Raw genomic sequence first — 18,200 nt, forward strand, 5'->3', positions numbered from 1 at the left:
AGAAGGCCGCTCATAAAGCAGGCCTGACACCTAACGCGTTAGAGACAGAGAGAATCCGGAGATCCCATGCAGAACGAGTCCATTCGCGAGAACCCCCACGCCGACAGCACGCTAGACCTGGCCGCCACCGCGCCGGGCCAGCTGCGCGTGATCAAGCGCAACGGTACAGTCGTCCCCTACACCGATGACAAGATCACCGTCGCCATCACCAAGGCGTTTCTCGCAGTGGAAGGTGGCAATGCCGCCGCCTCGTCGCGCATCCACGACACCGTGCAGCGCCTGACCGAGCAGGTCACTGCCACCTTCAAGCGCCGCATGCCCTCCGGTGGCACCATCCATATCGAAGAAATCCAGGACCAGGTCGAATTGGCCCTGATGCGTTCCGGCGAGCAGAAAGTCGCCCGCGACTACGTGATCTACCGTGAATCCCGTAGCCAGGAGCGCAAGCGCGGCGCGGTCGACGCACCGGTTGATGCCCACCCGAGCATCCGCATCAAGCGTGCCGACGGCAGCATGGCGCCGCTGGACCTGGGCCGCCTGAACACCATCATCACCGAAGCCTGCGAAGGCCTCGAAGAAGTCGATGGCGCGCTGATCCAGAAAGAAACTCTGAAGAACCTCTACGACGGCGTCGAGCAGACCGACGTCAACACCGCTCTGGTGATGACCGCCCGGACCCTGGTCGAGCGTGAGCCGAACTACTCCTACGTCACCGCCCGCCTGCTGATGGACACCCTGCGCGCTGAGGCCCTGAGCTTCCTGGAAGTCGCCGAATCCGCCACTCACCACGAGATGGCTGACCTCTACGCGAAGGCGCTTCCCGCTTATGTGACCAAAGGTGTGGAGTTCGAGCTGCTCGACCCGCGCCTGAAGGAATTCGACCTGGCCAAGCTGGGCGCCGCGATCAACCACGAGCAGGACCAGCAGTTCACCTACCTTGGCCTGCAGACCCTCTACGACCGTTACTTCATCCACAAGGATGGCGTGCGGTTCGAGCTGCCGCAGATCTTCTTCATGCGCGTCGCCATGGGCCTGGCCATCGAGGAAGAACAGCGCGAAGCCCGCGCTATCGAGTTCTACAACCTGCTGTCGTCCTTCGACTACATGGCCTCCACACCAACCCTGTTCAACGCCGGCACCCTGCGTCCGCAGCTGTCATCATGCTACCTGACCACCGTGCCGGACGACCTGGGCGGCATCTACGACGCCATCCGCGATAACGCCCTGCTCTCCAAGTTCGCCGGCGGTCTGGGCAACGATTGGACGCCGGTGCGTGCACTGGGCGCCTACATCAAGGGCACCAACGGCAAATCCCAGGGCGTCGTGCCCTTCCTGAAAGTGGTCAACGACACCGCCGTCGCGGTCAACCAGGGCGGCAAGCGCAAGGGCGCTGTCTGCGCGTATCTCGAAACCTGGCACCTGGACATCGAGGAATTCCTCGAGCTGCGCAAGAACACCGGTGACGACCGTCGCCGTACCCACGACATGAACACCGCCAACTGGATTCCGGACCTGTTCATGAAGCGCGTCTTCGACGACGGCAAGTGGACCCTGTTCTCGCCGAGCGAAGTACCCGACCTGCACGACCTGACCGGCAAGGCCTTCGAGGAGCGCTACGAGTACTACGAAGCCCTGATCGAATACGGCAAGATCAAGAACTACAAGACCCTGCAGGCCAAAGACCTGTGGCGCAAGATGCTCTCCATGCTGTTCGAAACCGGCCACCCATGGCTGACCTTCAAGGACCCGTGCAACCTGCGCAGCCCGCAACAGCACGTCGGCGTGGTGCACAGCTCCAACCTCTGCACCGAGATCACGCTGAACACCAACAAGGACGAGATCGCCGTCTGCAACCTGGGCTCGATCAACCTGCCGCGCCACATCGTCGACGGCAAGCTCGACACCGCCAAGCTGGAGCGCACCGTGCGCACCGCCGTGCGGATGCTCGATAACGTCATCGACATCAACTACTACTCGGTGCCGCAGGCGCGCAACTCCAACCTCAAGCATCGCCCTGTGGGCCTGGGCATCATGGGCTTCCAGGACGCGCTGTACCTGCAGCACATCCCCTACGGTTCCGATGCCGCCATCGACTTCGCCGACAAGTCCATGGAAGCGGTCAGCTACTTCGCCATTCAGGCCTCCTGTGACCTGGCCGACGAGCGCGGCGCCTACGAAACCTTCCAGGGTTCGTTGTGGAGCCAGGGCATCCTGCCGCTGGACTCGCAGCAGATCCTCATCGAAGCGCGTGGCCAGAAGTACATCGACGTCGACCTGACCGAGTCCCTGGACTGGGCGCCGGTCCGTGCCCGCGTCAAGAACGGCATCCGCAACTCGAACATCATGGCCATTGCGCCGACCGCGACCATCGCCAACATCACCGGCGTATCGCAGTCCATCGAGCCGACCTACCAGAACCTGTACGTGAAATCGAACCTCTCCGGCGAATTCACGGTGATCAACCCCTACCTGGTGCGCGACCTCAAGGCACGCGACCTGTGGGACTCGGTGATGATCAACGACCTCAAGTACTACGATGGTTCGGTACAGCAGATCGAGCGCATCCCGCAGGAGTTGAAAGACCTCTACGCGACCGCCTTCGAAGTGGAAACCAAGTGGATCGTCGACGCCGCCAGCCGCCGCCAGAAGTGGATCGACCAGGCCCAGTCGCTGAACCTGTACATCGCCGGCGCCAGCGGCAAGAAGCTCGACGTAACCTACCGCATGGCCTGGTACCGCGGCCTGAAAACTACCTACTACCTCCGTGCCTTGGCCGCGACCAGCACCGAGAAGTCCACCGTCAATACCGGCAAGCTCAACGCCGTGTCCAGCGGTGGCAACAGCGGAGCCAGCGCCGCCCCGGCGAAAGCTGCGCCAGCACCGGAACTGTCCGCCGGCCCGGCACCGGTACCAAAGGCGTGTGCAATCGACGAACCAGACTGCGAAGCCTGCCAATAAGGTGTTTGGCTGACGCACGAATCTGAGCGGACCGCGCGTTATTGTCCGCCAAGCCGGCCCCCATCACGTACATGCGTACGCTCAGGGGCTCCGACTTGGCAGACGCCTAGCGCTGCCTCGCTCAGCTTCGCGCTCACACCGCATGGATGCTGAAAAGCGCGCTTTTCGTAGGAGCGAGGGGGCGCCTAGTCCTTGTTCGCGAAAACTAGTCGGGACGCCTGCGCGGACCGGACCAATTTGTAGGAGCGAGCTTGCTCGCGAAGCGCTATCCGCCAACTCCCCAGCCGAGTTAACGCATAGCCCGAGGCCACCTCAAATCCAGTCCCCTCGCCCCTCCGGGGAGAGGGCTAGGGTGAGGGGCAAGCCCACCAGACAACACAAAGGCCGGGCCCAACCCCCGACCCGATACAGAACACAAAGGGCGCAGGGCACCACCACCCTCCCCAACCCAAACACCCGCTTTTGCGCACAAACCAAAAGCCCAAAACACTTCCGACCGGCCACACCGGTCCCCAATCAGGAGAAACCGCCATGCTGAGCTGGGACGAATTCGACGAAGAAGAAACCACCGCCACCGCCACGCCGGGCGTCGCCACGCCGGCCGCCGCCCAAGCCGCTGTCGCCACAACCGAAGCACCGGCCAAACTCGACCAGGACGCCGCTGGCTCCGTCGAAGAAGCCCGCGCCGTTGCCTCTGACGACTCCGCTGCTATCGCCCGCGCCAAGAAGGCCTTGGACGACCTCGACATCCAGGAAGGCCTGGACGACCTCGAAGGCGCCTCCGCCCGCGTTCACGTCGGCGACAAGCAGATGATCAACGCCCGCGCTGACCTCAACCAGCTCGTACCCTTCAAGTACGACTGGGCCTGGCAGAAGTATCTGGATGGTTGCGCCAACCACTGGATGCCGCAGGAAGTGAACATGAACGCCGACATCGCCCTGTGGAAGAGCAAGGACGGCCTCAGCGAAGACGAACGCCGCATCGTCATGCGCAACCTCGGCTTCTTCTCCACCGCCGACAGCCTGGTCGCCAACAACCTCGTCCTGGCCGTGTACCGCCTGATCACCAACCCCGAGTGCCGCCAGTACATCCTGCGCCAGGCCTTCGAAGAGGCGATCCACACCCACGCCTACCAGTACTGCATCGAATCGCTGGGCATGGATGAAGGCGAGATCTTCAACATGTACCACGAGATCCCGAGCGTCGCGAAGAAAGCCTCCTGGGGCCTCAAGTACACCCGTTCGATCTCCAACCCCGAGTTCACCACCGGCACCGTCGAGACCGACAAAGAATTCCTGCGCAACCTCATCGCCTACTACTGCGTACTGGAAGGCATCTTCTTCTACTGCGGCTTCACCCAGATCCTCTCCATGGGCCGCCGCAACAAGATGACCGGCACCGCCGAGCAGTTCCAATACATCCTGCGCGACGAGTCTATGCACCTGAACTTCGGCATCGACGTGATCAACCAGATCAAGATCGAAAACCCACACCTGTGGGACGCCGCCATGAAGGACGAAGCGACCCAGATGATCCTTCAGGGTACGCAGCTGGAAATCGAATACGCCCGCGACACCATGCCCCGCGGCGTCCTCGGCATGAACGCCTCGATGATGGAGGACTACCTCAAATTCATCGCCAACCGCCGCCTGACGCAGATTGGGTTGAAGGAAGAGTACCCGGGCACCACCAACCCGTTCCCGTGGATGAGCGAGATCATGGACCTCAAGAAGGAGAAGAACTTCTTTGAGACGCGGGTTATTGAGTATCAGACGGGTGGGGCGCTGAGCTGGGATTGAGCTTCCAAATCGTAGGTTTTCAACGAGCACTGAAATTTTTTCACTGAATGTTGAAACGACGCACCAAAACAGCGCAAAGCCGTTGTCATGCTAAAAGGCAGCGGCGTTCCGCGTAGGGTCGTGAGCGGCGCAGCACGACCATTGCGCCTAAAGGAGTGCGATATGCTCTCCTGTAGCTGACGCCAATCACTATGTTTTTTGCGGTTTTGGCAATAGCACCCTGTCTACCGCTTTGGCGCATCCAGTTATGGTACTTCAGACTGACTGCTTCTGGCCCGGAGTGCGTAAGAACGCCCCGGTAATGGGGCCGGTTTGGCGAGCTCTAGTAGGTTATTTCGTTCCTAGACTTCTATGGAACAGCTGTTTTTAAGCTGGAGCTACCAGTGCTGAGATTGCGCCCCGCCTAGCTCTTGCTTTGGCGAAAGCAATCAACACATCGTTCGGAGCTGACCGAGGCTTCTTTCGCGTTGGTTATGACTACTCGATAAAGCGCTCTGGTGATCGCCTCCACGTATGCTTTTTGAATACGCAAACGAAAATGGAGGCCGGACATTTCGGCCAATATTGTGTTGGGAGAGCAACAAGCATGATCTTGTGGGCGCGGTAATAGCACTGCCGGCGGAGCGGTAGGCCTTGCGTCATGCGCGTTGACTTATGGCCGAGAGCGTTCGCTCATGACTGGCCGGTGTCGGCCAAAAGCTGCCCGTTAAATTGCCTACGGGTAGTCCGTTAGTCTATTCATGACAACCATTTAGTAGAGATCGAGCACTTTGCATTACTTTCGCCCAGTCATGCGTGCTTTCGGTAATATCCGGGATATCTAAGGATTGCCGAAGGTTAAGAAATGGACGTCGCTGAAATATCGGTATCGCTTTCCGACCTTGGCCTTGCCTACCGCAAGGCCAAGGTTGACCTCTACTACTCAACCAACCCCTCGCTGTTCGACATCGTCGACTATGAAGATGATCTGGGCAAGAACCTTGCTCGTCTGAAAGAACAGATTGAAGCCAGTAGCGAGGATTGGGTGAAAGAGCCCGATTTTCTAGGCACTTGGACGCTGGCACCCAAAGAAATCCGGCCAGAGAAGGCAGAGAAGGCAGAGAAGGCAGAGAAGGATCAAAGCCTGATCTTCGCCTCACCGGAAGCTGAGTGGCTAAGCGCGACGGAGGCCGGCAATCAACCCACCGCCGTATTCCGCCTCATGGCCCGCTGCAGCATCGACTTTCACGTGCTGTCATCGCTCTGGATGATGGAAGTCGGCGGTCTCTTCGACAAGCAGCTCAGCAGCAACGTCTTTGGCAGCCGCCTGCGCCGTAACCGGCATGACGAGATCAACACGTGGGCACTTGGCTCCTTCAAGCCTTACCTCAGGCCCTTTCGCGAGTGGCGCGACGGTGGCATCAAGGCGATGCGCACTGCCCTGAGCGAGAAGAAAAAAGTATTAGCCCTGACAGCCGATGTCAGCAGTTTCTATCACGAGCTAAGCCCCGGTTTTATGCTCGATGATAGCTTCCTCAAGTTAGCCAAAATTGAGCTGAGCGAATCGCAGTCAAAACTTAACCGCCTGTTCATCTCCGCCTTGTTGGCCTGGGCACAAGAAACACCACTAAAAAAAGGTTTACCCGTCGGTTTGCCTGCGTCTGCTGTAGTCGCAAACGCGGCGCTACTCAAGCTCGACCAGTTCATCGAGCAACAAGTAGTACCGCTTTATTACGGTCGTTATGTGGATGACATTCTGCTGGTCATGGAAAACGCCAGCGACATCAAAAGCACCGAGCAGTTTTGGGAGTGGATTTTTAGTCGCGACGGCGGAAAGGATCTGCTCAAAAAAGATAAAGGCAGCATCCTGTTCAAGCCTGACTATCTCAAAAAGGACCGCATCGCTTTTGAAAACAGCAAAAACAAGCTGTTCATCCTTGGGGGCTCTGCAGGCACCGCTCTGGTCAACGCCATTTCCGAACAGATCAACCAACGTGCCAGCGAATGGCGCGCTTTACCGGACCTGCCGAATTCGCCCAACACCGTGGCAACGGATCTGCTCAAAGCTACCAACCTAGCCGGTGAGCAAGCAGACAACCTACGCAAAACAGATGCCCTGACGCTGCACCGAGCTGGCTTTGCACTCAGCCTCCGCAACTACGAAGCCTTCGAACGTGATATCCCCCCAGAGGACTGGCAAGCACACCGTCATGCCTTTTTCGCCGCAGTCATCGAGCATCTGCTGACCCCGGTGAAGTTCTTCGAGCTGGCTCAATACCTGCCACGTATCATCCGTATGGCTACGGCCTGTGAAGATTTTGAGTACCTAGACAAGATCATCAGCGCACTCACTGGCCTAATCAACAAAGTTGAAAATGACTGCACTCTGGAGATCAAAAGCCTGACCGTGACCGACGTGCCAGCCGAAGCCCGACATTTATGGAAACGATCTATCTGGGAAGTTACAGCGCAGAGCATCGTTTCAGCTTTTCCTTCCCGCCTAAGCAAGTCGGGGGCTACCGCTTGGAAGAACCAGATGACAAGCCATATGGAGAGCCTTGCCTTCATCATCTGGAGTAACTTCCTGGTCAGGCCAATGAACATCACCAGCCAGCACATACAGAAGCTTCAAGCTCGTATGTTCAGCTTCGACCTTGCCCATATTCCCCTTCGCTTTGGAGGCCTTCCTCAGGAAATGGTCAGCCAGCGCGGTATTCCACTCCGTAAAAACCTCACAACTGCTGACTTAGAGAAATTGCTGCCTGATGAGATGAGCGACGGCATCGCCACGCTGGCCAATTGGCTCAGGTTTAAACGCGGTACACCGCCTGGACTTACCTTTGCCACTCGACCGTTCAGCCTCAATGAGCTCTACCTCATAGTGCCCACTCCTTTTGCTGCCTCCAGCCGCCAGACCCTGGGGCTTGTGGTGCAGGCACTACGAGGCTTTGAGCTGACTGAGCACAAGATGCCGCACCTCGACAAAAAGCAGGTGTTGTATATCCCCGACGGAGATCCCAAAGCCAAGCAGACCATCGCTGTAGCGAGCTTGGAAACCAAAGATGAAAGCTTTACCGCCGCGATCATGGGATTGCCCGACCCGGACGGTCTGCACCGTTACCAACGGATCAATCGCCTGATCAACGAACTGATCTCTCGGCCTGACGGCGCTGGTTACTTGATCCTCCCGGAAGTGGCATTACCACCCCAATGGTTTATGCGTATCGCCGACAAGCTCAAGGGCCGTGGCATATCTTTGATCACCGGGGTCGAGTACCTCCACGCGCCGAAAAAGTATGTACGCCACCAGGTTTGGGCTTCGCTCACTCACGACGGTCTTGGGTTCCCTTCGCTGATGCTCTATCGCCAGGATAAACAACGTCCAGCATTCCATGAGGAGCAAGAGCTCTTTCGTCTGGCCGGCCTACAGATGAAGCCCGCTCAAGAACAGCAGTGGCAAAAGCCTCCAGTCATCCAGCATGGTGAATTCCGCTTTGCCATCATGATTTGTAGCGAGCTGACGAATATCCGCTACCGCGCTGACCTACGCGGCCAGGTCGATGCGCTGTTTGTTCCAGAGTGGAACAGCGACACCGACACATTCAATGCGCTGGTGGAGTCTGCCGCCCTGGATATTCATGCCTACATCATCCAGTGCAACAACCGCCGCTTCGGTGATAGCCGTATCCGCGCCCCATACAAGGACCGCTGGAAACGCGACATTTTGCGCGTCAAGGGGGGCAACCACGACTACTGCATTACAGGTGAAATCGACGTATTGAGCCTGCGCCAGTTCCAGTCCAGCCACCGCTCGCCAGCCTCAGGTTTTAAGCCTGTACCAGATGGTTTTAGCGAGGATATGGCCGCGGATCGGAAAGTATTACCCAAGGCATAGATTAGAAAATGAATAGGTATAGAGAACAACGCTTTGCACTGCTGATGCGCGATAGATTTGTTGAGTCTCATCAGTTCAACGCACCACATTCGCCGGCACTCGGATAGTCAGCCGCAGGGAAAGGGTGAGAGGCCTATGAATACCATCCCGCTTACAGATACGATCGTCCATGCATTGGCGCAGCTTGTAGACGACTCAGGAAATAATGGCAATTACCGCGAGCTATCCCATGCCGACATTGAGTTTCAAGTAAATACCGCCGGTCTTTCTAAACATGATCCAAGGCAGCAAGGGCAAACCATTGGCAAAGCGAAGCGAGTTCGTGCGGTTCTTTACAGTGCGATGGAACTACAGCCTGAGGCAGGGTCTCGCTTAGTCGCTGGACTCCTATCTAAAGTCCGGGCCTGTGGCGGTTTCCGCGAAACTTCTGCGAATTACGTGGGCCGGGAGGCCGTGGATAACGCTAAGGGAGCTTTCAACGCAGAAGGCTTTAATCTAGCGGACGATGGAACTGTATCCCCCAAAGTTTTGACCGCGCTCGCCGGGGCAGAATTGACTGATGCTTTGTGGGCCTATGCCCTTCGTGCCCAGAAAGGGGCTGAAGATGCGGCGCTCGTAGCGGGCACTGGAAAGGATTTATTAGAGGCAACTGCAGCCCACGTGCTTATGAGCCTCGAAGGTCGTTATCCAGAAAAGGCGAATTTCCAGGGCCTATTAGGCATGGCCTTCATTGCCCTTGAGCTAGCAGTGCCAGAGATTCCCGAGCAGCCTGGTGAACCTGCAATTAGGTCGATGGAGCGTGGCCTGTTCACCGCTGCTCTCGGCGTCAACCGAGTACGAAATAAGCAGGGTGCTGGCCATGGGAGACCTTGGGTGCCCACGCTCTCATCGGAGGAGGCTAAAGCTGCGATCGAGATCGTAGGTACTATCTCGGCATACTTGCTCGGCAAGCTGGCGAAACGTGAGCGTCGACTGTCTTAGTTGCAAGCCGCCGGACTCCAATTGATCGAGGAAAAATCCGCTACATCCCCAAGCCCACCAAGGTGCGGGCTGAGCCACGAGGCATCACTGAAGCCATGCCTCCGGCACAGCTCCTTCACCGGCACACCGGCCTCTGCCTGCTTGAGAAAGTCGAGAATCTGTTCTTCCGTAAAACGCTTTTTCACTGCCGTCTCCTGCTCGGAAAACGGACTCTACTAAGTTCGGCGTGGTACTGAAATTGGGGAGCAGGTCACCTTTCGCGAAGGGCCGTAACCGACGTGATGCGGACTACTGCTAACTTTTGACCGCAAAGATCTCAAGCATTTTCTAGGCGGAGAGAGTTTCGTCTTAATAGTCGAAGCGGTCTATCAGTGGTAGAACTCTGGAGTTTTCGAGTGACGGACTGAGCTGAGCCCCCTTCGCTATATAGCGATACGGTGACGCGCATCTTCTTCAGTGTTGCACTGAGCCAACCCACTACCGCTCAAACAATTACAATGGAGTCTTCCGCCATTGTGATCCTGCGGTGATAGCCATCGGACGGCCGTCCCAGAAAGGCTCGAGCCCTTCGAAGTACACGTGCATTGCGCCCCCCCTGATCAATGGCTCGGAGGGCCCATCAGCCGAGACCACGCCAATCGATGCGAAGTGGCCCGTCGGGTAGCCATTATCTCGCAGCATGGCTTGAGTCAACATCGCGTCCTCGGGCCGCCGCCCGCCAAACTCACCGCGCGCGACGCGCACGACAACCCATTCAAGGCTGTCATCGCCCTCAAAGAACAGGCTAGGGTTTATACGAGGATTGTTGCAATAGTTGGCCACAGTTCGGCCAAGGGTTCGCTCGATGTGCTGCCTCACGCACGCGACCGCGAAATCGTAGAGTTCCCACTCAGTCATGTCCACTACGAGATCACTATCAAGGTCCGGCGGAGATACCGGCGTGTTATCCACTGCATGAACGAGGCCCCAACCGGAATTTACGGGTTTCCATTCTCCTTTTTCCATACGGGTCGGCAGCAGGCATGGGATGCCATTCCACTGTTCTGCATGATGGATCAAACCGGTGGTCGTCCCAGGACTCTCGACCTTGTCATCCCCATCAATGACGCGAACCAGGAAGATCTGATTCTTAATCCTAAAACTGAGGTGCTCCATGATGGGCGGGGATAGTTCGGTTTTGATCCAGATGACATCCTTACCCTTCGCGCAGGCTTGAATATGGCGTGCAGCGGCCTGCCAGCATGGCCAAAATTCTTCACTCGCAGGAATCGATGGAATTTCATACAGTTGAGTTTCGAAGGTTAAAGCAGCTTCATTCGAGCCTCTGCGGCGCTCCATGGCAATCAGCCGTACAATGGCTTTTTCGAGACGTACATTGTCGGGCCTTCCCTCCCTGTCACCAAACTCTCGTACAGCGAGGCGATAGGCAAGTGATACCTCGTCCTCAGTGTATTCCTGGTCGGTAGGCGGATGATCCACCAGCATACAAAGCCGCTCGCGTAGCGCGTTGCCAATTTGTTGCTCGGTTCCTAGCGAAAGAAGCGAACGACGGCGCTTTGTCGCGACTTCTTGTACCAAACGTTCTGAGAACATCCCTACGCGTGACCCAGACCGAGTACCCACGACCATACTGTAGGGGTCCTCGGCAGCGGCTAGATGACCTTCGAGATAGTGGTCAAGGAGAGTAACTCCCATCTCGTGCACAATCCGTGGCAGGAATTGCATGCCTTGCGCGCTTGCCAGTCCCAGCACCTGTTGAACCCCCTCCGGCGCAGCGCGCAGACGTCTCATCACCGTAGTAAAAATATCCGGGGTCGCTTCGATGATGTCTTTCAGACCCTCTGGAGTGAGTGGCTGCGAAGTATCACAGCCGATGAACCAATCCTCGCTCTCAGCCATCAACGCTATCATCTGCTCGAGAAAGCGTGGATTGCCGCCTACTCGTTCGAGGATCTGCCGCTTTTGATATTTTGTGAGGCCGGGAAAGCATCCGTGAAGTGCCGGCTTAAGATCAGCAACCACGGCAAGATCGATTTCGTGTACGACCAAGCCGATATCGAAACACGCCACACGTGCGATGATTTGCGGCAGTGAGCTTTGTGACACTTTGGTGGGCGCCCCACCCCATTCAGAAAACTCCCGGCGCCAATGCGTTGCCAGAATTAATACTGGCCACTTCTGCGTAGTAGCCAGCTTGAGTAAACGCTCCAAAAAACTCGGTAGTGCTGGATCCAGGGCACAGAATTGAGCATCGTCGACAAACAGTACACCAGGGGTTTTGGCGAAGCTACGCAGCGCTGGATTAAAGACTTTCTCAAGATCAGCGAGAAGTGCATCGCTTCGGGACTGAGCGTGCTTGATAGCCGCCGTGCGGACATGCATCTCGCCTTTTTGATCTAGACCACTTTTTACGATCTTTATACTTTCGCCAACGGCCTTCCCAACGGACAGTAGCGTATCGACCTGCAGCACGCTCGCGGTCGCATCGATGCCAACGGAAAGCCAAGCCTTGCCGATTGAAATGGCCCGACTTTGCATCATCGCACGCATGGAGAGCGTCAAAAGATGCGGGGCGACAAGCCTGTCGTAACTAGCGATGGCATCCCCAGCAATACTGTTTTCAGCCTCGCGGTTCGCACAGCGCATCCCCCACCATAGGTAAGGAATGGGTAAGGCAAAGTTGCATAGTTCGGGGGCTGGGTTAACGTCCAGGTTTTTGCCCGCAGTATTCAAATCGTCAGGCCAGTAGCCGTCATCCTCGTGAAGTGAAAGCCAGCGATAAAGCTCCAGGGCAAGACGAGTCTTGCCCAGCCCCCGTTCGCCCTTGATCACAACCAAGGAGGGCTCCGGGGAGGTTAGGTCTTTCGCTCTGTACCAGCAGTCAATGAGCTGATGAAGCTCCAATTCACGATCACAAAATTGAAGATCTGAAGCCATGAAATTCCCTTTTGTAATCCATTACGCGGCTGAAAAACATCCGAGGAGTAGCTACTGATAGGAGCCTAGTTTTGATTCAGCCATTGCATCTTAGACCGGACCTGATGACATCTGCGTAAAGCTGGCCATAACCCATCAGTCTGTAATGCCTATGATAGAGCCTCAGCTAATGGCACGTCCTGAGTTTCCCTTTAGCGTGCAACCTCGGTTTTGCAGTGCACCTTGTCGTGACTGCAGAATTTGCCCGAGAGGCAGGTTAACGTCTTGAGCAAATGAACCATTGTCCATGTTGCGCACAGGGGCGGGCATTCTAGCCAGCAAACGGCAGTTCACGGCGACAGGCAGCTTCGGATCGAAAGTCGTCATGCATGACTGACCGCTTGTGCTGAGCAGCGCCGTGAAGCAGTTTTGGCTTGAACGACTTGTTGGGTGGTAATAACGGGAGCACCGCCCTGCAAGTTCGCCGCGACCATCAGTGCCTGCGGCTTGCTACCTACGGCGCCAAAGCCTCGGGGCAACGCACAGCCCGGAGGCTACCCGGTCAAACTCGGATTGCGTGAAAGGGATAAAGGTACACGAATGGTGTTCAAATACCACTTGCAGAATACCTTTTGTAGGTACACTGTGTACTCCTCCCCAACGCAAGGATTCGCACATGCTACCCAATCCCAAAAGTTCGAATTTCCGCTCCGCTCTACGCAGCGCACGTAAAGACGCCGGCCTGACTCTCTCAGATCTTGCAGAGCGCGCTGGCATCTCCAAGGTCATGCCGGGGCGTTACGAGCGCGGCGAGGCTCAGCCAACAATGGGAACGTGGCAGGAGCTGAACAAAGCTCTGTTTGAAGTAGATGACGAAGAAGTTGAAGCCGAAGCCAAGAAGCAAGAGATTGGTGAAACCCTTGCCGACTCTACTCTGGAGCAGATACTCGAAGAGCTAAAGAGCCGCGGCTTCGGCACTGTTACCCTGTCGTATAGTTGAGCGGGGGCATTGAAATTATGAGCAGCCGAGATTTCAGTCTGAACGAAGAAAAAGACTCAGACGAGGGTGAGGGTGAGGGAGGTTGCGATATGTGCACGAACCCTCGGGCTGTAGGAGTGATTGGCGGTCAAAATGTCTGTGAGGATTGCTTAGACGACCACTCCTAAGCTGCGCGCAATACCAAGAGCCTTGCCAAGTGCAGGGCTTTTTCAATTAAGGCGCAGCCCTGTCAGCCTATGAGGAAATGGTTCCGGCTAGGAACGGCCGAGACTCTAACCATGATTATGCTGTTCCACGGGGCCGATCAGCGGTGAAAGTCTATAACGTGTGCCTCATGATCAGAGTTCTATCCGCATCGTAACTACCCCTCTCGGCTCACCGTGACCGACGGTCGCATCTCCTGGCGACGCTGTGATCTTTACAGTGCTTTTATTCCATAAATAGGCCATCAATTAGGCTTTCCCCAATCATGAATCGGTTGGGATGACGGAGCCCAATTTTGCTGAGGTGAAGTATGCGAGTTACAGCCTCCCATATCGTCAACTGGGCAAGTACTCAAGTCAAGGAAGCGCAAAATGATCTGCCGCGCTGGGTGAGGCGGCTTTGCTTCGTGCCCGAAACGACCCGCAAACTTTCATTCCCTGCGGGTGACTCCACCTATGTACCAGGCTGGGACGGTGTTCTTTTCAGTGAGAGGGGTAATGCTTGGGTGCCGTCAGGAGCATCTCGCTGGGAAATCGGATGCGATCAAAATGTGATTGGCAAAGCTAACGGCGACTACCAAAAACGGACAGAGCAAATAAGCGAGGCAGAACGTTCAGCATGCACCTTTGTCTTTGTCACGCCTCGGCGCTGGGCAAAAAAACTCGACTGGGTAGCGGAACAGTGCAGCAAACGCGAATGGGCGGGTGTCCGGGCCTATGATGCAGACGACCTTGAGCAGTGGCTCGAGCAAAACCCGGCAGTGGCTTTGCAGTTTGCCGAAGAGCTGGGTTTAAGTGGCTGGGGCGTCGTAAGCCTTTCCCGTTACTGGGATTCGTGGGCGCGGCAATGCAGACCTCCTATCACTCCCGAAGCCCTATTCATGGATCGCACTCAAGAGTTTGACGCTCTGGGTGAAAAAATTCAAACGACAAACACCTCGTCGGACTCGCATCATCTACTGGTGATACGTGCTGACAGCGTGGAAGAAGCCGTAGCCTTTGCGGTGGCGGTGGTAATGGCCTCCCGTGAGCTGCAAGACCATGCCATGGTCGTAACCGAACCTCAGGGATGGCGTTATGTGGAAGCGAATCCGCAACTGCGCATTGCCATCGCAGCAAGGACTGAGACAGCTCTTAATCCGATATTGCGCGAAAATTTACGGGTGATCGTGCCCCACGCCACGGGCGATTTGGTCGGCAAACCGGAGGGTGATGAACTGGTCTTGGAGCGACCGAACATCTACGAGTTTGAGAAAGCCCTCGTCGCTACCGGCATGGAGGAATCCGATGCCAAACGTTGTGCCCTAAGCACCGGGCGCTCCTGGACCGTACTCCGCAGGCAGAGAGCCATAAACCCGGCAATCCGGCAGCCCGCTTGGCTGGTTACGCCACAGGCGGGCAGCCTTCCCCTGCTTTGCCTGCTTGGAGCTTGGCATGCAGACACTGCTGCAGATCGACAAGTGGTCGAACGGCTGGCTGCTCGTCCCTATGAAGAAATCGAGTGCGACTTACGCCAACTCGCCAGACTTGATGATGCCCCGCTGCTGAATATTGGCGCGGTATGGAAAGCAAAATCACCGCTGGAGTTGCTTGACCAATGTGGAGACCGAATCACCAGCGGCCAACTGGATCGTTTTTTTGCCATTGCGCGGGAAATGCTCTCAACACCTGATCCTCAACTGGAATTACCAGAAGAAGAGCGGTGGATGGCACAAGTCCACGGCAAGGTTCATCCCCACTCGGGACTGCTGTTCGATTCGGTTTGCGACTCACTCATGAAACTGGCTGTGCGCGGATCAGAACAAGTGGGACTCCAAGCACTACACATAGAAGAGCGCGTATCAGGGTTGATTCATGAGTTGCTCGATAAGGCCGATGACCAACGCTGGCTATCACTGGCCTCGTATCTGCCGACCCTGGCAGAAGCCGCCCCAGATGCGTTTCTCCGTGCCGTACAGAGCAGTTTACGGATGCCGGATGAACCAGTGACAAGACTTATTACCGAAACCATTGATTCTGGGTTTGGCGGACGCTGCTGGCACTCCGGCTTGCTTTGGGCATTGGAAACCCTCGGCTGGGCTCCGCGACGCTTGGCCCCAGTGGCCCTCATCCTAGCCCAGTTGAGCCATGTCCCAATGAAAGGAAACTGGGGCAATAAGCCTAGCGGGAGCTTGTTCGGTCTTTTTCGCTCTTGGCTGCCACAGACCGCAGCTAGCTTGCCGGAGCGTATCAAAGTGCTCAATTTACTGATTGAAAGGGATGCTGAAGCCGCTTTTCGTATTTTGAGAAAGATTGCTGCAGGCGGCCAACGGACGGCCTTCCCTGCCCATCGACCAAAGTGGCGCGAAGACGATGCCGGGGCCGGCCGTGGCGTTACTTACGATGAAATGCATGAAATGCTGGATTTCGCTAAGGGAAAGCTACTTCAACTGAGTGAAGGCAACGCTCCTCGAATCGTCTCTTTGCTGCAAAAAACCACACTTAGAGATAGAGAGGAGCTACCCAGTGTGCTGGTGCTGATTGAGCCCTTCACCCTGCCAACAGCGAAAGATGAAGATCGGGAAATTATTCGGGTTGCGCTACGACAGATTATTCATTGGCATCGTAACTACGACGACGCACCAGCTAACGAACTGAATGAATGGTTGTCGCCCGCAGAGGCATGCTACGAGCTGCTTGCCCCACAGAGCTTGGTCGCTCGCCATTGCTGGCTTTTTGACAGCCATTGGCTGGAGTTACCTAGCCGAGATCGTGATGACGACTCTTGGGAGCGCGGTAATGCCATCACTCAGAGAAGAATCTCGGCATTAACCGAGATTTATCAGGCTCAAGGCATGGTCGGCATTGAGAGCCTAATCGAGGTGTGCGCTGAGCCCAGCACTGTCGGGGCCACATTGGCCCGGGTTGTCTGGGACGATATTTTCTGGCCAGAGTGGATTACAACGAAGGGCGAGGATTTCTCTACTGGTATGCCCATGAGTCTGTGTATCGCAGGCTTTCTTCAGACACTTCCTGCACCGGCTTCGCGTGAGCTTCTTCAAGCGGTAATTGGACTAAGTAAACAGGACGGATGGCGGCCTGAAAAACTGGCCCGGGTCTTGATTTTGGCGACACCAAATCAGGAGACCTGGCAGATGATGGAGGCATGTGGACCGGAAGTTTCTGCAGCCTATTGGCAAGGCGTGCGACTTTATCACCAAGGTAGCGATACGGATCTGGAGCTTGTATTGGAGCGTCTCTTGGTGGCTAAACGACCCCTGAGCGCGCTTCAATACTGCCAGTACTCCCTCGAACAAACCGACCCTACCCAGCTTTTTTCAGCTCTTCAGCAGCTACTACATGGAGAGGTGGAGGACGGCTTAAAACTGGAGTCTTGGCATCTAGAAAAAATGTTAGGACGGCTGGAGGAGTCTGGTGAAATTGACAAGATGGCGCTAATACATCTTGAGTTTGGGCTGTTTCCGTTTCTTCAATACGGGCGCGAAGTCAAGGCCAATGCCTTGTACGAAGGAGTCATGTCGGAGCCAGAACTCTTCAAGGAGTTAATTTGTTTACTGTACAAACCAGAGCATGGAGACAGAGAAGAGCCGACTGAAGCATCTAAGGCGGCTGCAAAGCGTGCATGGAGTATTCTGCACTCTTGCAAGCGCCTACCAGGAACTCAGCCAGATGGAAGTATTAACGGGGATATTTTTTCCAAGTTCATCAAAGAAACACGTGATTTGTGCAGCCATGCTGATCGACCAACCATGTGCGATCAAACTCTGGGGCAGATCCTTGCTCATGCCCCCGCAGATGAAGATGGTACTTGGCCTTTTACTCCGGTAAGAGAGCTACTCGATAGTCCTGAACTAGAGGAAATGAGGAGCGGATTCTGCATTGGCACATCGAATAAGCGGGGAGTCACCAGCCGGTCACCCTGGGATGGGGGGGATCAGGAACGGTCGTTAGCAGCGTACTTCCGTGATCAGGCGAGGCGAGTTCAATACTCTCATCCTGTGGTAGCAACAATGCTGGAGGGAATTGCTAAAAGCTACGAACGCTATGGGAAACGTGAAGATATAGAAGCCAATCTCAGAAAAGAGAGCTTCTAGCAACCCTGTGAATCGTCCCAGCTTTCGCAGCCCCCAAGCATAGAGGCCAAGACTCGTGAACGTCCGCTTTTGGCCTAGAGTGTGTAAAAACGCTTCGTCAAAATTGAAATGTGCGCGTCTACGTGAAATCTGAAATTATCGGCACGTTAGCAGCTGCGGATTTCGCCTAGATGCGCGGTTTTCCGTTCGGTTTTGAGTACCTGTCGCACTCGAAAACGTTTTTACACAGCCTCGGCCGGATGCCGCCGCTCAACTTGTTACCTCCCGGTCTCTAATCCACAGCGCTCCGAAAACTCGCCCGATAGTAAGTAGCTTCAGATACACATGCTGGGCTAGGTCCCTTGACAGGGTGGTGCTTGAGCTCGACTGAGGAT

General features: G+C 56.0%; 7 protein-coding genes and 1 pseudogene. 6 read left to right on the forward strand and 2 right to left on the reverse strand.

The window, feature by feature from the left end:
- The first annotated feature begins 66 nt into the window (after positions 1 to 66).
- From NAV33_RS12775 to NAV33_RS12790, 4 genes are all read left to right on the forward strand, one after another.
- A complete protein-coding gene (locus tag NAV33_RS12775) occupies positions 67 to 2,958 on the forward strand; it encodes a ribonucleoside-diphosphate reductase subunit alpha (protein ID WP_255980569.1) in 2,892 nt (963 codons plus the stop codon).
- A 531-nt stretch (positions 2,959 to 3,489) separates the two neighbouring features.
- Positions 3,490 to 4,758: a ribonucleotide-diphosphate reductase subunit beta gene (locus NAV33_RS12780; RefSeq protein ID WP_255980571.1), complete on the forward strand. Its 1,269-nt coding sequence runs from the start codon at positions 3,490 to 3,492 to the stop codon at positions 4,756 to 4,758.
- A gap of 844 nt (positions 4,759 to 5,602) precedes the next feature.
- Positions 5,603 to 8,632, forward strand: a complete 3,030-nt coding sequence (locus NAV33_RS12785) for an RNA-directed DNA polymerase (RefSeq protein WP_255980573.1) — start codon at positions 5,603 to 5,605, stop codon at positions 8,630 to 8,632.
- A 135-nt stretch (positions 8,633 to 8,767) separates the two neighbouring features.
- A complete protein-coding gene (locus NAV33_RS12790; RefSeq protein WP_255980575.1) occupies positions 8,768 to 9,613 on the forward strand; it encodes an abortive infection family protein in 846 nt (281 codons plus the stop codon).
- A gap of 74 nt (positions 9,614 to 9,687) precedes the next feature.
- On the opposite strand, the pseudogene NAV33_RS12795 reads toward NAV33_RS12790, so the two are convergent.
- Together NAV33_RS12795 and NAV33_RS12800 are read right to left on the reverse strand one after the other, a co-directional pair.
- Positions 9,688 to 9,798: pseudogene (locus NAV33_RS12795) on the reverse strand (transposase); the annotation flags it as partial.
- Positions 9,799 to 10,105: 307 nt separating this feature from the next.
- Entirely contained in the window at positions 10,106 to 12,550 is a 2,445-nt protein-coding gene (locus NAV33_RS12800; protein WP_255980577.1) for an AAA family ATPase, read from the reverse strand.
- A 655-nt stretch (positions 12,551 to 13,205) separates the two neighbouring features.
- On the opposite strand from NAV33_RS12800, the gene NAV33_RS12805 reads away from it, so the two are divergent.
- Both NAV33_RS12805 and NAV33_RS12810 read left to right on the forward strand, forming a co-directional pair.
- Positions 13,206 to 13,529, forward strand: coding sequence for a helix-turn-helix domain-containing protein (locus tag NAV33_RS12805; RefSeq protein WP_255980579.1), 324 nt, complete (start codon positions 13,206 to 13,208; stop codon positions 13,527 to 13,529).
- Positions 13,530 to 14,043: 514 nt separating this feature from the next.
- Positions 14,044 to 17,826 carry a hypothetical protein gene (locus tag NAV33_RS12810; protein WP_255980581.1) on the forward strand — a complete coding sequence of 1,261 codons (3,783 nt, stop codon included), beginning with the start codon at positions 14,044 to 14,046 and terminating at the stop codon, positions 17,824 to 17,826.
- The last annotated feature ends 374 nt before the right edge of the window (positions 17,827 to 18,200 follow it).

This window comes from Stutzerimonas stutzeri (assembly GCF_024448715.1).
Taxonomy (GTDB): domain Bacteria; phylum Pseudomonadota; class Gammaproteobacteria; order Pseudomonadales; family Pseudomonadaceae; genus Stutzerimonas; species Stutzerimonas stutzeri_AR.